General features: G+C 40.0%; 18 protein-coding genes. 15 read left to right on the plus strand and 3 right to left on the minus strand.

Annotated features, from left to right (window positions below; genetic code table 11):
• Positions 1–9 precede the first annotated feature (9 nt).
• Together NSQ64_RS07875 and NSQ64_RS07880 are read left to right on the plus strand one after the other, a co-directional pair.
• Positions 10–1,188 (plus strand): N-acetyldiaminopimelate deacetylase, encoded by a 1,179-nt coding sequence (locus NSQ64_RS07875; protein WP_178930102.1) that lies wholly within the window; start codon positions 10–12, stop codon positions 1,186–1,188.
• A gap of 50 nt (positions 1,189–1,238) precedes the next feature.
• Complete coding sequence (locus NSQ64_RS07880) at positions 1,239–1,481, plus strand: YkuS family protein (RefSeq protein ID WP_003211408.1); 243 nt, start codon at positions 1,239–1,241, stop codon at positions 1,479–1,481.
• Between the two features lie 22 nt (positions 1,482–1,503).
• Here NSQ64_RS07880 and NSQ64_RS07885 read toward each other — a convergent pair whose 3' ends face one another.
• Entirely contained in the window at positions 1,504–2,313 is an 810-nt protein-coding gene (locus NSQ64_RS07885) for a mechanosensitive ion channel family protein (RefSeq protein ID WP_008347975.1), read from the minus strand.
• Positions 2,314–2,584: 271 nt separating this feature from the next.
• Between NSQ64_RS07885 and ahpA the strand changes: the two genes are divergently transcribed.
• The 3 genes from ahpA to NSQ64_RS07900 all read left to right on the plus strand — a co-directional run bounded on the left by ahpA (position 2,585) and on the right by NSQ64_RS07900 (position 4,925).
• Positions 2,585–3,127, plus strand: coding sequence for a biofilm-specific peroxidase AhpA (gene ahpA / locus NSQ64_RS07890; RefSeq protein WP_007498654.1), 543 nt, complete (start codon positions 2,585–2,587; stop codon positions 3,125–3,127).
• Between the two features lie 275 nt (positions 3,128–3,402).
• The gene (locus NSQ64_RS07895) at positions 3,403–3,861 is read left to right on the plus strand and encodes a TlpA disulfide reductase family protein (RefSeq protein WP_008345174.1); all 459 of its coding nucleotides are present in this window, start codon (positions 3,403–3,405) and stop codon (positions 3,859–3,861) included.
• A gap of 482 nt (positions 3,862–4,343) precedes the next feature.
• Complete coding sequence (locus NSQ64_RS07900; protein ID WP_007498648.1) at positions 4,344–4,925, plus strand: Rok-like winged helix domain-containing protein; 582 nt, start codon at positions 4,344–4,346, stop codon at positions 4,923–4,925.
• Positions 4,926–4,987: 62 nt separating this feature from the next.
• Here NSQ64_RS07900 and NSQ64_RS07905 read toward each other — a convergent pair whose 3' ends face one another.
• Positions 4,988–5,905, minus strand: coding sequence for a hypothetical protein (locus NSQ64_RS07905; RefSeq protein ID WP_008345172.1), 918 nt, complete (start codon positions 5,903–5,905; stop codon positions 4,988–4,990).
• 83 nt (positions 5,906–5,988) lie between these two features.
• Here NSQ64_RS07905 and NSQ64_RS07910 point away from each other — a divergent pair, with 83 nt between their 5' ends.
• From NSQ64_RS07910 to moaD, 6 genes are read left to right on the plus strand one after another with little or no spacing between them, the layout of a single operon-like run.
• Positions 5,989–6,570, plus strand: coding sequence for a molybdenum cofactor guanylyltransferase (locus NSQ64_RS07910; protein WP_019743805.1), 582 nt, complete (start codon positions 5,989–5,991; stop codon positions 6,568–6,570).
• 29 nt (positions 6,571–6,599) lie between these two features.
• Entirely contained in the window at positions 6,600–7,616 is a 1,017-nt protein-coding gene (locus tag NSQ64_RS07915; protein WP_024719562.1) for a MoeB/ThiF family adenylyltransferase, read from the plus strand.
• A 9-nt stretch (positions 7,617–7,625) separates the two neighbouring features.
• Positions 7,626–8,900 carry a molybdopterin molybdotransferase MoeA gene (locus tag NSQ64_RS07920; protein ID WP_341015894.1) on the plus strand — a complete coding sequence of 425 codons (1,275 nt, stop codon included), beginning with the start codon at positions 7,626–7,628 and terminating at the stop codon, positions 8,898–8,900.
• Entirely contained in the window at positions 8,882–9,409 is a 528-nt protein-coding gene (gene mobB, locus NSQ64_RS07925; RefSeq protein WP_041507370.1) for a molybdopterin-guanine dinucleotide biosynthesis protein B, read from the plus strand. The genes NSQ64_RS07920 and mobB overlap by 19 nt, the downstream gene beginning before the upstream one ends.
• Complete coding sequence (locus NSQ64_RS07930; RefSeq protein WP_212362510.1) at positions 9,402–9,893, plus strand: molybdenum cofactor biosynthesis protein MoaE; 492 nt, start codon at positions 9,402–9,404, stop codon at positions 9,891–9,893. The genes mobB and NSQ64_RS07930 overlap by 8 nt, the downstream gene beginning before the upstream one ends.
• Entirely contained in the window at positions 9,886–10,119 is a 234-nt protein-coding gene (moaD, locus tag NSQ64_RS07935; RefSeq protein ID WP_008345159.1) for a molybdopterin converting factor subunit 1, read from the plus strand. The genes NSQ64_RS07930 and moaD overlap by 8 nt, the downstream gene beginning before the upstream one ends.
• 47 nt (positions 10,120–10,166) lie before the next feature.
• Here moaD and NSQ64_RS07940 read toward each other — a convergent pair whose 3' ends face one another.
• The gene (locus NSQ64_RS07940; RefSeq protein ID WP_039168668.1) at positions 10,167–10,544 is read right to left on the minus strand and encodes a Rok-like winged helix domain-containing protein; all 378 of its coding nucleotides are present in this window, start codon (positions 10,542–10,544) and stop codon (positions 10,167–10,169) included.
• A gap of 517 nt (positions 10,545–11,061) precedes the next feature.
• Here NSQ64_RS07940 and NSQ64_RS07945 point away from each other — a divergent pair.
• The 4 genes from NSQ64_RS07945 to NSQ64_RS07960 are packed head-to-tail and all read left to right on the plus strand — an operon-like array spanning position 11,062 to position 14,687.
• Positions 11,062–11,679: a YIP1 family protein gene (locus tag NSQ64_RS07945; protein ID WP_341015901.1), complete on the plus strand. Its 618-nt coding sequence runs from the start codon at positions 11,062–11,064 to the stop codon at positions 11,677–11,679.
• 23 nt (positions 11,680–11,702) lie between these two features.
• On the plus strand, positions 11,703–12,809 hold the full coding sequence (locus NSQ64_RS07950) for an efflux RND transporter periplasmic adaptor subunit (RefSeq protein ID WP_173407976.1): 1,107 nt from the start codon (positions 11,703–11,705) through the stop codon (positions 12,807–12,809).
• Complete coding sequence (locus NSQ64_RS07955; protein WP_047946876.1) at positions 12,806–13,507, plus strand: ABC transporter ATP-binding protein; 702 nt, start codon at positions 12,806–12,808, stop codon at positions 13,505–13,507. Before NSQ64_RS07950 ends, NSQ64_RS07955 begins: the two co-directional genes overlap by 4 nt.
• The gene (locus NSQ64_RS07960; RefSeq protein WP_160757736.1) at positions 13,494–14,687 is read left to right on the plus strand and encodes an ABC transporter permease; all 1,194 of its coding nucleotides are present in this window, start codon (positions 13,494–13,496) and stop codon (positions 14,685–14,687) included. Before NSQ64_RS07955 ends, NSQ64_RS07960 begins: the two co-directional genes overlap by 14 nt.
• Positions 14,688–14,929 lie beyond the last annotated feature (242 nt).

Genomic DNA, 14,929 nt, shown 5'->3' on the forward strand with positions numbered 1-14,929 from the left:
TAGACGTGGATGATATATCCACGTCTTATTCGTATAGAGGAAAGGAAGCGAGTTCACTTGTTAAATCGTGAGCAATTAATATCCATTCGAAGAGATTTACACCAAATTCCTGAGCTTGGTTTTAAGGAATTTAAAACACAAGCTTACCTCATCAAGCATCTCGAATCGTACCCAACAGATCGAATCGAGATGGAAACATGGCGGACTGGACTTTTTGTGAAAGTAAAAGGGACAAATCCTACGCGCGTCTTTGCGTATCGTGCAGATATGGACGGATTATCTATCCCTGAAGAAACGGGCTACCCATTTCAATCGGTACATGAGGGCAACATGCATGCATGTGGACATGATCTTCATATGACCATTGCTCTTGGTATCATTGATCATTTCGTGCATCAGCCAATCAAAGAAGATCTGCTATTTATTTTCCAACCGGCAGAAGAAGGGCCAGGCGGTGCTGAACCAATGCTTGCAAGTGATGTTCTAAAAAAGTGGACGCCAGACTTTATTACAGCGCTGCATATTGCACCTGAATATCCAGTCGGCACGATTGCAACAAAGCCGGGCCTATTATTTGCTAATACGAGTGAGCTTGTGATCGATCTTGAAGGAAAAGGCGGGCATGCCGCATACCCTCATTTAGCAAATGATATGGTAGTGGCTGCAAGTGCACTAGTAGGGCAGCTGCAATCAGTGATTTCACGTAATGTGGACCCTCTTGATAGTGCCGTCATTACAGTTGGTACGATTACAGGTGGCACTGCTCAAAATATCATTGCGCAGCATGCAAAGCTGGATGGAACCATTCGCACGCTCTCGCCAGAGTCTATGGAAAAGGTGAGAAAACGAATTGAAGCACTCGCAAAGGGAATTGAAATTGGTTACGAATGCAAGGCGACAGTTCGATACCCTTCATCTTATTACGAAGTGGACAATTCAAAGGATTTGACAGAGGAATTTATGACATATGTAGCCGAAGAAGGGCTTGCGAATGTCATTGAATGCAGAGAAGCGATGACAGGAGAAGATTTCGGCTACATGCTGAAAAAATACCCTGGGTTCATGTTTTGGCTAGGGGTAGATTCAGAATATGGTCTGCACCATGCCAAGCTCACTCCTGACGAAAATGCGATTGAAACAGCTGTGAACGTTATGACGGCTTATTTTAAAAAGCAAGCAGGTGAATGAATAATCAAATGACCTCCTGTACACCTTATGTACAGGAGGTGTTCTTGATTATGACAAGAATTGGTGTAGAACCATCTTTATCCGATGTAGAAGAGCTTTTGAAGCAAAAAGGGTATGATGTCGTACGTATTCAAAATGAACAGCAAATGGATCAGTGTGACTGCTATGTGGTCACAGGACTAGATTCAAATGTTCTTGGCATTTCAGACACAACGACAAAGGCATCTGTCATTACAGCGTCAGGTATGACGGCTGATGAAATTTGTCAAGAAGTAGAACAGCGTGTTCAATAAAACAAACAAAAGAACCAGGATTTTATGATCCTGGTTCTTTTTGCTCTTTGGCTAGATCGAGTGCTTCTTTCATTTTTTTGCGCAGAATTCGTTCGACACGCCACTGCTCCATCGTTTCAGTTTTTGCAATGATACGAAGGACGAGGGATGAGGAGCCAAATGATTCCACTCCAACGACTTGAGGACCTTCGATGATTTGCGGCATGCTCTCACGAACTTCATCACAGGCTGCTTGCAAAGTGGTGATCATCTGATCCACATTTTCATCTGGGGATAATTCGATATCAACGAGTGCCTGCATCGTCCCTCGTGAATGATTGCTTACATTAAGTATACTTCGGTTCGGAATGAAATGAAGAGTGCCGTCAAAGCTTCTAAGCTGTGTTGTTCTCAGTCCAATTTGTTCAACGATCCCATCGAAACCAGCAACCGTTATATACTCGCCGACATCAAATTGTTTTTCCAGCAGTATGAAGAAGCCTGTCACAATATCACTCACTAATCCTTGAGCGCCAAATCCAATGGCAAGTCCTACAACACCTGCACCAGCCAGCAAGGCGGTTGGGTTATAATGAAATAAGTCGAGGATCATCACAACTAGAATAAAAATCAGCAAGTAGGCGAAAATATTTAAGGTAAGACTTTGCAGCGTTTGAGCTCGTGATAAAGAGACATCGTGCTTCTCAGAGAATGCTGAATAGGCACGCTTAATCATCTTATTTCCAATCGCTCTGATGATAAAATAAATCACAAAAATAGCAATGAGTTTTAGCAAAATCATACTGATATTCATGATGATGGAAACCCAATCTACTTGTTCAAGTGCTTTCATGATCTTCAAAACCTTTCTATGTATGTGCGAAATGAGAAGCTAATCATTTGTTCCCTTATGCAAGTCATGTTAAACTTTTAATAGTTGGAGCGAGAGATTGTGACAAATCGTTAATTAAATTTATTATTAATTAATATTGACTAAAAATCGCTTAAGTATTATAATTATATTTGTGAAGTTATTAACTAAATGAGAATTTAACCTATTGATTCTCATTTTATATACAGCTAAGAAGTCTGTATAAAGATATTATTTTTGGAGGGATTTACATATGGCAGAGCGTTTTGTAGGAAAACAAGCTCCACGTTTTGAAATGGAAGCAGTACTTGCTAATAAGGAATTTGGTAAAGTGAGTTTAGAGGAAAACATCAAGAATGACAAATGGACAGTTCTTTTCTTCTATCCAATGGATTTCACTTTTGTTTGTCCAACTGAAATTACAGCAATGAGCGATCGTTATGATGAGTTTGAAGATTTAGATGCTGAAATCATTGGTGTATCTACTGATACAATCCATACGCATCTTGCTTGGATCAACACAGATCGTAAAGACAATGGTCTTGGAGAATTAAAATATCCACTAGCTGCTGACACAAACCACACAGTATCTAGAGAATACGGTGTTTTAATTGAAGAAGAAGGAATTGCACTTCGTGGTCTATTCATCATTAACCCAGAAGGCGAACTTCAATATCAAACAGTATTCCACAACAATATCGGTCGTGATGTAGATGAGACACTACGTGTTCTTCAAGCATTACAAACTGGTGGACTTTGCCCAGCGAACTGGAAGCCTGGTCAAAAAACACTTTAATTGATAGTTGAAGAAACAGTCTAACTGATGTTAGACCTTCAGATTGTTGACAAAGGGCTAAAATGTTGTTTATTTTAGCCCTTTGTCTTCTTTTCAGCGTGATAGAAAACCTTTGTAGTCTAGGAAGGACGAGTACTGGCGCGAAGCGAATGTGACATTCGTGAGCACCAGCACGCAGGACTGACAAAGAATGCGAGGGTTTGTCTACATGCTGGGGTCTAACTGATGTTAGACCTTTTTGTTTCGAGACATACAATGAATGGAGGCGCTTCAAAATGAAATTACGTCAACCAATGCCAGAACTAACTGGTGCAAAAGAATGGTTAAATGGAGAAGTAACAAGAGAAGAATTAATTGGTGATAAACCAACATTGATCCACTTCTGGTCAGTTAGCTGTCACCTTTGTAAAGAGGCGATGCCGCAAGTGAACCAATTCCGTGATGAATACAAGGATCAACTAAACGTGATCGCAGTTCATATGCCACGTTCAGAGGATGACCTAGATCTAGAAAAAATCAAAGAGGTTGCAAATGAGCATGAAATCACACAGCCAATCTTTGTAGACAGCGACCATAAATTAACAGAAGCATTTGAGAACGAATATGTACCAGCTTACTATGTATTCGATAAAACAGGTGCTTTACGCCACTTCCAAGCTGGCGGCAGCGGTATGAAAATGCTTGAAAAACGTGTCAATCGAGTCCTTTCTGAGTCTGAAAAGGCTGCAGAATAGGATTTCCCCCCCATGAATGGGGGTTTTTTCATGGGGAAAAACAGGAGACATATTGCACTGTATGAATATGATTGTAGGTGGAATGCCTAAGAAAAGAGAAAATGAGGGATTTCATTAAAAAAATTTCCTGAAACAAAAAGGTATTATGACCTATTTACATTTTCGTTTTGAAATGAAAATGTAAAGATTTTAACTTTTTACTATTCAGAACGTTTTTGCACAAAAGAAATTTCAGTTTGGTAAATAACTATATAAATCAAGTAGTATAAGCATTTATTCAAAATTTTTACAATATTTTAAAGGTAGTCAAAAGCCTATAGTGGCAATGAAATGGGTGCCGATTTTTCTTCTTTGGCAAAATTTTAGTTGGAAATACCTATCTGATAGCAAACTGTAAAATGATAAAAAAATAGTTGATAAAATTAGTTTTCTAATCTAATATTTACTATAGAATATTTTTTATATGATGAGGGGGAAATCCATTGTTTAATGAGAGGGAAGCGTTACGTTTACGATTGGAACAATTAAATGAAGCAGAAGTAAAGGTCATCCGTGAATATCAAATTGAACGAGATGCGATTTACGCAAAACTAAGAGAATTAGACCGTCAAGGTACAGGTCTCGTCACAGATACAAAAAAAGAAGTGCGTACAGAGAGAAAAACGGATTCGTTGCCTGTATTAGCTGAGCTGGCTGCACAAGAAATGAGAAGCTACAATCAGCCTGCGCAAACGCAGTCAAACGTTACATCATCTTTAGGAACAGGTCAGCTAAATGGTGCACCTGTAGGTATTCCTGAAGGATCTACAAGACGCAGAAGAGGCACAGCTAGACCTGGATCAAAGGCAGCTAAGCTTCGTGAAGCTGCAATCAAAACATTAAAGCGTCATAATGCGGCGATTAAAAGCTCTGAACTTCAAAAAGAGATTGAAAAAGAGAGCGGTCTTGAAATTCCAAATATGACAACGTTTATGCAAAGCTTAATTAAAATGTACCCAGAAGTGAAGAAACCTTATCGCGGACAGTATATTTTAGAAGGCGACATTCAAACAGAAGACGAATAAATAAAAAAGAAACTGCTGGGCGTAAATGCCAGCAGTTTTTTCTTGCGTACGTGATGAACTGATCACTTTTTTTGATCAACTGTATAGACAATCTTTCGTTCTTTGGGCATGTTGTCGCGCTGTTTTTTAAATCCATCGATCTTCACTGTCATGACCTCTCCACTCCGCTGCACCGCATCAACTTTTGCCTGGAGCGTTTCTACTTGTTCGTTTAGTTTCTTCAAAATCGGTCCTATTTCTTCGGTTGTTTGCAAAATAGGGTCTTGTGAGAACGGCTCGGCATTTGTTTGGGCTGACTGGTCGATATCAGCAAAATGAGAAGCGATCCATTCCTCGCTTTCGGCTAACTGTTTTTGGTAGCTCGTGAGTGTTTCATAAAAAATGGCTTCTTTTGCTTTTTCGATTTGCAGTAATTTTTCTTGTGTTTCATAAAAACGCTCCTGTAGATGCCGCACGCCTTCTTGTAATAAATGAAGCTCTGCGTTTTTATCGCCTAGAGTTTGTTGCAGTTTTTCAATCACAGCGGATAAAGTATTTCCTTTTTTCTCCTCTTTTGCAAGCTGTTTATCTTGGTCTAGTAATCGCTCCTGTAGTTGCTGAGACATTTCCTTATATTTTACAACCTTCAAATGCAATCGGTGCTTTTCCTCTGTTTCTTTTCGTCTATGATAGGTTTCCTTTTGCAGCATTTCATGAAGAAGGACGATTTTATGTAATAGTTCCGATTTGCTATAAGAGAGATCCTGTATTTTAGATGATGCTTCGTCCTGGTCAATGGTCATTTCATCCAATTGTTGTTTTAATTGAGTGAAATCCTTTTTCATCTCATGATATTCTTGAGATAGCTTCTTGTTTTTAGCATACGTATATGTGGACTGTAAATCTGAAATCATCTGTTGATATTTGGCCGTTTCAGCTTTTAAAAATAGATTCTCTTGAGACAGATCATGGAATAGGGGAGAAGCATGGCGCCGGTTCATAGGTAGACCCTCCTTATTCATGTTATCAATAAAGTATGCGAAATGAGTGCGATTAGAACAACCATATCAAAGGGGATGAGATGATGAGAATAGTGAATGTGATACTAGCCGGAGGTGCTTCTAGGCGTTTTGGAGAGCCAAAGGCAAGTCATGTCTATCAGGGGAAACCACTATATGAACATGTGAAAGAGCAACTTTTGAAAGGGGAAACCATCATCATCAGTCACCCGAAGCTTCTGCCTTTTTTCAAAGCAAGAGGGGAACAAGCTGTTTGGTTAGATGATGAACAGGTGCGTGGATATGGCCCGCTTGCAGGCATATATACCGCTATGCAAAAGCAAGAAGCAGAGTGGTATTTAGTGACGGCATGTGATATGCCATTCATACGAAAAGAGACAGCCGTCGCTTTATCTTCTTATTGCCATGAGCATGTAGATGCTGTGGTCCCGATGGTGCAGGAAAGATTACAGCCGTTATTTGCGCTTTATCACCGCCGCAGCCTTCCGTTTATTTCTGCGTGCTTAAAAGAGAATCAATTAGCTATCAAAGACTTATTACAAAAACTTCACGTCCAGGTTGTTCCAGCCGACGAACTGAACGTGGCACCAAATGAATTTCACAATATCAATAAAAGAAGCGATTTACCTGAAAACGGTATGATATGATACATAAAAACGAGGAGGAGAGAACAATATTGAACGAGCGATATTCAAGGCAAATCTTGTTCACTCCGGTAGGGGAAAAAGGGCAGTCTGCGCTTGCCGAAAGTCATGTCCTTATTGTTGGAGCTGGTGCACTTGGAACAGCGTCTGCTGAAGGGCTTGTCCGTTCAGGAATTGGTACTTTGACGATTGTAGATCGTGATTATGTCGAATTCTCAAATTTACAGCGGCAGCAGCTGTACACTGAATACGATGCAAAGATGCATGTGCCAAAAGCGGCAGCAGCTAAAAAACGTCTCCAAGAGATCAACCATGAAGTGACCATTCACGCTCTTATTGAAGATGCAGGAGTAGAGCTGTTAAGACCTTTATTCCGAAAAGCAAATATCGTCATTGATGCGACTGATAATTTTGAGACAAGAATGGTGATGAATGATTTATCCTTAGAAACAAATACGCCTTGGATTTACGGTGCCTGTGTGAGCAGTCAGGGAATGTATATGACCATTTTGCCGGGCAAAACACCTTGCTTATCCTGTGTGTTTACCTCAATGCCTGTTGGGGGTTTGACATGTGATACAGCTGGTATTATTTCTCCTGCTGTCCAAATGGTGTCGGCTTATCAGCAAACAGAGGCATTAAAATATTTAACAGGGCACGAAGAGCAAATGGAGCGAAAGTTTGTCACGTTTGATTTGTGGCAGTCGTCTTCGTTTAAAATGGATGTATCTCGTACGAAGCAGGAAAGTTGTCCTTCTTGCGGCACAAATAGAACGTATCCATATTTACAGGAACAGCGCAAAAAAACAGCGGTTCTTTGCGGACGTGACACCGTTCAAATCATATCGAAGGATTTAGAAAACCTTTCATTTCAGCATGTAAAAGAGCGTCTGTCCTCTATTTGTGAGGTGGAAGTGAACGATTTTTTAATTCATATACGCTATGAAAGACACCGTATCGTTTGTTTTAAAGGAGGACGTGTATTAATCCATGGGACAAATGATGAAAAAGTAGCCAATTCATTACTAGCAAGACTGCTAGGCATATAGGAGTGAGAAGTGATGGAAAGACGACAGCCAATTCCAGTAGAAGAGGCAGTAAAGAAAGTCCACCAATTTCAAAAACATGGACAAGTCGAATGGGTTCCTTTAAAGAACAGCCTTGGAAGATGGATTGCAGAGGATATTTTAGCAGATCACGATGTTCCTGCCTTTGATCGTTCTCCGTATGATGGTTTTGCACTTCGAGCAGAAGATACAAAGGATGCATCGAGCGAGCATCCGGTTGAATTTGAGGTCATTGATCATATAGGGGCAGGTATTGTTTCTGCAAAAACGATCGGCCCTTTTCAAGCGATTCGCATCATGACAGGAGCGAAGATTCCAAAAGGAGCAAATGTTGTGATCATGCTCGAATTGACGAAAACGTTTAAAAAAGACGGCAAATCAATGATGTCACTTAAAAGACCTCTGAAAAAGGGAGACAATATTTCTCGGCAAGGAGAAGAGACCCTCAAAGGGAACGTCATGATCAAAAAAGGCTCAAAAGTTACCCCAGGCGTGACGGCGATATTGGCAACTTTCGGGTATGCGGTTGTGCCAGTCGTCAAAAAACCGGTGATCGGTATCATCTCAACAGGTACCGAGCTCCTACAAGTAAGTGATGCCATGGTGGACGGTAAAATTAGAAATAGTAACCTAAGTATGGTGTACGCTCAGGTTCTTGAAGCTGGAGGAGAACCGCTTGATTTAGGCGGTGTATCCGATGATTTTGATCAAAGCTATGAAGCAGTAAAAGCAGCCTTAAGCAAAGTTGATATGCTCATCACAACAGGTGGTGTATCGGTAGGTGATTTTGACTTTTTACCTGCTATTTATGAAAAACTTGGTGCAGATGTGTTGTTTAATAAAGTCGCCATGAGACCTGGAAGTGTGACGACCGTTGCTGCGTTGCCAAATGGTCAATTGCTTTATGGGCTGTCAGGAAATCCGGCTGCCTGTTTTGTTGGCTTTGAACTATTTGTCAAACCGATCATTTATAAATGGTGTTTGAAAGAAAATCCATTTCCTGTTTTTGCTGAGGCGAAGCTGACACATGATTTTCCAAAAGCCAATCCGTTCACACGATTTGTTAGAGCATCACTTCATTTTACTGGCAGTCAGCTAAGTGTGACGCCAACAGGTCTTGATAAATCTAGTGCGGTGACATCTATTGCTCATGCTGATTGTTTCATTGTATTGCCCGGAGGAACAAGAGGGTTTAGTGCAGGTGACCAGGTCAGCGTTCTGCTATTTCACCACGAAGGCGGTGCTCCATGTTGGATGACAAATTAAACATTCTACAAGTCGTGGGCTATCAAAATAGTGGTAAAACGACGCTGATCGAAAAATTATGTCAGCTGGCGGATGAAGAAGAAATGAAGCTAGGCTGCTTCAAACATCACGGACATGGTGGAAAGCCAGACCGTCTGTTCAAACAAAAAGATACGGATCGATATGTTCAAGCGGGGGCATTTGCCGCAGGTGTGGAGGGAGAAGGTGAATGTCACTTTTTCATAGGGCACATGACATTCGCACAACTACTTAATATGTGTCAGCATCTTCCTTTAGATGCCGTCTTGATCGAAGGATACAAACAGGCGCCTTACCGCAAAATCCTGTGTGTCAAAGACGAACAGGAACTCATTGATCTTTCAACACTTTCTCATATACAAGCAGCCATTTATTTCAATAAAGAAATACAATTCACTGAGAAATACCCGTTTCCTGTGTTTTCAGCATTTGATAAGCGCGGGATCACATTTGCTTTTAATTTATTGAAGGGGGAAGCCTCGTATGAATGAACTTTTTAACATCACAAAAGAGCCAATTGATGTGAATGAATTGATTCAGCATGTCACAAGACGCAAAGCGGGAGCCATTACGACATTCATAGGCACGGTAAGAGAATGGACAAATGGCAAAAAAACGCTGCATTTAACATATGAAGCATACATACCAATGGCGGAAAATATGTTGAGTCAAATTGGACAAGAAATTAAAAAACGCTGGCCCGATACAGAAGCTGCTATTGTGCATCGTATTGGCACTCTTGAGATATGTGACATTGCAGTGGCAATAGCTGTTTCATCACCTCATCGGAAAGCTGCATACGAAGCCAATGAATATGCGATTGAACGAATAAAGGAAATCGTTCCTATTTGGAAAAAGGAATACTGGGAAGATGGAGAGGCTTGGATAGGTGATCAGCTTGAAACCGTTTCATACCCGGAAGGAAAACCTAGTACTCTCCAACTTAACGAGAAAGAAGGGAAGCGGCATGATTAGCGTATTATTGTTCGCCGGCCTTGCTGAGAAGGCCGGTAAACAACAAATCATCATTCAAAAAGATCAAACAACGGTTGATGAGATTAAAATAGAATTACAGGAGGTATATGGTGTTGATACTGCACAAAACGTGATGGTTGCAGTCAACGAAATATATACGAGGGGAAATGCTGAAGTGCGTAGCGGGGACACTGTTGCACTCATTCCTCCTGTAAGTGGTGGATAATAGATATTAGAGGACTTGGTTATGGCCGGCGGCTGTAACCAATTTTTTTATGTGTGAAAAGATTGTAGAGGTACTTGGGTATGATCTTCGTAAATAAAACATCCCCGGCGTGCTTTAGAAATGTGAGGATCGAGCTGTTGAATGAGATCATACAATTCGCTGATTCGTCTCACATTGAAATCTGTTCGTGCTTGAAGCTGTTCTTTTAATTCTTTTGTGCTCACAATGCTTCCCTTTTTTTCTTTAATAATATCTACACACCTTGCTGCGTAGTATATTTTGTCATTAGAAGGTCTGCTCTCTTTCATATCAAGTAATTTAAGCTCATGATAAATCAGTTCTCTTTCCTTTCGAAAGTATTGCCATGCTTCTTGTTCCTTTTCATAAAGTAAAATCAATTGCAGTTTCAATTTTTCTCTTAACATTCACTTGACTCCATTTCCACTATCATTTAACCTACCTCTATTTTACATTATATGAAAAAATAACATTTGATCAAGTAAAATCCTTTTATTTTTATTTTTTTAATATGAAAGTATTGTTACTAAAGGCTCATCTGTTCTATAAAAGGCGCTAAACATAGTCCTATAAAGCCGGGATTCATTGAAATTACTAGGAATATTTTAACAAAAAATTGTTGTGTCTAACTGAGACCATCTGAATCCAAAGGAAAAGGATATTTATTCCGAAAGACATGTTGTTTACTTCATAAAATGTTTTTCAGTCAGTAAAATCATGATTTTTTCATATGAATATGGTCGGTCCAAGTATCATTTGAAGGATGTCGTTCATGAAAATAGAATAATAGATTCAATCCTATCACTATGAAAATAAGAAAATCAAATGATCTATCACTTATTGGCAATCTTTTGATAAAATAGAAACAACAAGAGTATGAAAAAACGTTTCCATACTTACAGCACATGGAGAGGATGACATTTGATGAAAGAAACAACGCAAAAACCCACAATTATAGGCGTAAGCACAAGACCATCAGAGCATTTAAAAAGAGTGTGGGAGCAGCCATTCGTTTGGTGGCCTTTATCATGTGTGCTTGTATTAACAGTTGTTGTCACTTATTTGTCTCAGCTAGTGAATGAAGGAATGTGGGCAGATTTAATTTTACCAATCCCTTTCGTTTATGTGATCACGCTCATTGGTTTGGTCATTGGGATTGTCATTAATACTGCCGTATACAAGTTCATCGTCTTTTTAGCAAAAGGTGATGCAACGTTTCAGCAGCTATTTTCAGGTGTGCTTTATATCACACCTATTACGATCATTGGTACGATCATTTCTCATTTAGCGATCATCATGTTTCATGTGCCAAAAGATATCACTATTACCTCATTAAACGCATTCATTCGAATGTCTGGTTCATGGCATGCTGTGTTAGGAAATATTGACCTTTTTGTGATCTGGAATCTTGTTTTAACAGGCTTTTTATTGATCAAGGTCGGCCGCATTTCGCCAAGAATATCTTGGATTATTGTGAGTGTCTTTTATGTATTATCTTTAATTTTTCAATATATAGGAACTACGATCACCATCAACATGTAGTAAGCTGGAGGTAGAATGTTTTTATGAGAAAGAAAATCATCATCGGATCCATTATTATTATTGTGATTGGTCTATTTATTGGATTTAATATTGCAAAAAACCAATCAAAGCCTGCATCTACGGCATCATTTAAAACAGTCCAACTTGCATCAAAAGAAATAACCTCTAAGGTGATGACGCCTGGAACACTTTCATTCTCGGAGGAGCAATTTATTTATACAGAAGAGGAGAAGGGAAGCCTGAATCATATCGCTGTGAAAGAAGGAGAAAAAGTGAAAGCTGGAACACCGCTCCTTACATATGAAAATAAGGAACTGGAGCTTGAAGAACAGCAGCAAGCACTTGCGGCTGAATCAAGTACACTAAAGCTTGAACAATTACAAAATAGACTCAATTCATTAGATGAAAATCAGGGAAAAAAGGCGGGCTCTGATTCGAAAAACGAGCGAGATCAGCTTGAACTCGAACTCAAAGCTGCTGAATTAGAGCAAAAACAAGCGGAGCTTAACCAAGAAAAAGTAAAGGCACAAATAGAAGATTTAACGATACATAGCAAAATTGAAGGAACAGTCATCTCCATCGAGCAAGATGCTGGCGCAGGGAAGCTAGAAGAGAGACAGCCGTTAATCCATATTGGCAATGAGAAAAAAATGATTGTACGAGGCTTAATCAGTGAGTATGATGCTATGAAAGTCAAAAAGAAACAAAAAGTAAAGGTAACGTCTGATGTCATTCGCGGAAAGAGTTGGCAAGGAGTGGTGAAAAAAGTGGGCGCTGTGCCTGCCCAGTCAACAGCAGAAACAGCTGCTAGTGATCAAACCGTACAATATCCAGTCGAAATTGAAATAAAAGGGAAAAAGCCGGATGCAAAACCAGGCTTTAAAATGATCATGGAAATTGAAACGGACAAGCGTCAAGTGCACACAATTCCTGAAACAGCTGTGAAAAAAGACAAAGATGGTTCATACGTTTATGTTGTTGAAAAGAATGCACTGAAGAAAGTAAAAGTGACATTAGGTGAAACGTCAGGTCAAGATCTTGAAGTGACGAAAGGTTTAACAAAAGAAGATCAAATCATTGCAGAGCCATCAGATGATATGTATGACGGAATGGAAGTGAATGCTGAATGATTCAGCTTTCAAACGTGACAAAAAGCTACGAAGTCGCTGAGGAGACATTTGATGTATTAAGTGAAGTGGACCTCGTCATTGGTAAAGGCGAGTATATGTCCATTATGGGCCCGTCCGGCTCTGGAAAATCAACGTTAATGAATATCATTGGCTGTCTGGACCACCCGACCTCCGGACAGTACCATTTTCAAGGTATGGAGCTGTCGGCAGCAAAGGATCAAGAACTGGCAGTGATTCGAAATCGATCCATTGGTTTTGTTTTTCAACAATTTTATTTACTGCCTAGATTAAATGCGAGGCGAAATGTTGAACTTCCGATGATTTACGCTGGTATCAGTCAAAAGGAAAGAAAAGAGCGTGCGGAAATGGCACTTGAAAAGGTTGGTTTGGCAGATCGAATGAAGCATATGCCAAACGAGTTGTCAGGGGGTCAAAAGCAAAGAGTAGCCATCGCACGTGCGATTGTCAATGAGCCGGAGCTCATCTTGGCAGATGAACCAACAGGCGCTCTTGATTCAAAAACGAGCGGCTCGATTATGGAACAGTTTACAAAGCTCAATGAGGAAGGAACAACGGTTGTGCTCGTTACTCATGAAGAAGAAATAGCTGCGTATACAAACCGGATAGTCGTTGTAAGAGATGGACGCCTCGCTCAAGATAGATTGATACAAGGAGACACAATGAATGAAACTCTTTGAAAATATCAAAATAGCGCTGAATTCTGTCCTAGCTCATAAATTGCGGTCTATTTTAACGATGCTTGGCATTATTATTGGGGTTGGCTCGGTGATTGCAGTCGTTGCCATCGGTCAAGGCGGCGAGCAAATGCTGAAAGAATCAATTTCAGGGCCAAACAATACCATTGATATGACCTATACACCCTCTGATGAGGAGTTAAATGCGAATCCGAATGCGTTATTTGAAGCCACATTTACTGAAGAAGACATTCAAAGTGTTCAAGCATTGAATGGGGTTAAACAGGTTGCCTCCTCTACGGCACAAGGCATGCAATTAAGGTTCCAAGATACAACAATAGATGCAACGGTCAATGGGATTAATGAAGGCTACACGAATGTACATTCATTACATATAGCAGAAGGACAGGACTTACGTGAAATCGATTTTAGGAGCGGAAGAAGGGCAGCTGTTATTTCAGAAGGGATACAAAAAGAATTGTTTAATGGAGAGAAGGCAGTAGGCGAGTTGATTTGGATGAATGGACAGCCGGTTGAGGTGATCGGAGTTTTAGCAAAACAGGAAGGGCTGTTTTCATTTGATATGAATGAAATATATGTCCCTTTTGCAATGCTGACAACTGCATTTGGTGTGAAAGAATATGATAAGTTGTCTATTCAAGTCGCACATGCTGATCAAATGAAAGAAGTAGGAAAGAGTGCGGCTGCACGATTAAATAAAAATCACCATACAGACGATGCTTACGAAATGATCAATCTGGAAGAGATTGCAGCAGGCATTGGTCAGATTACGTCTGTCATGACAACAATCATTGGCTCAATTGCTGGTATCTCATTACTTGTCGGCGGCATTGGTGTCATGAATATTATGCTCGTATCAGTCACAGAAAGAACAAGAGAAATCGGAATTCGAAAGGCACTTGGGGCAACTAGGACTCAAATACTCGTTCAGTTTTTAATTGAGTCTGTCGTCCTTACACTGATCGGTGGGTTACTTGGAATCGCGCTTGGCTTAGGAGGTGCTTCACTTGTGTCACTGTTTGCAGGGTGGCCTTCTCTTGTATCGTGGCAGATCGTATGTGGAGGCGTCCTATTTAGTATGCTCATTGGTATTATTTTTGGACTGATTCCTGCCAATAAAGCAGCGAGGCTCGATCCTATTGAATCACTTAGATATGAATAATCCTAAAGTTAACGTTCAAGGTGCTGACAAGAAGGTAGAACGAGATATGTTGCCTGCTTTTCCGCACCTGAAGCCTTTATGCAAAACGCATAAAGGCTTTTTTTCGTTCAATTGAATGAAATGAAAAATGATAGAAATGCTAATATCATGACTTTCTTCTCAATGTCACATATTTTTCAGTTTACAAATGGTACATATAAAGGTAAGATGACCATTGTGAAAGATTTTGATAGTTATTGAAT

This window comes from Bacillus sp. FSL W8-0183, assembly GCF_038006825.1.
In the GTDB taxonomy this organism is placed as follows: Bacteria; Bacillota; Bacilli; order Bacillales; family Bacillaceae; genus Bacillus; species Bacillus altitudinis.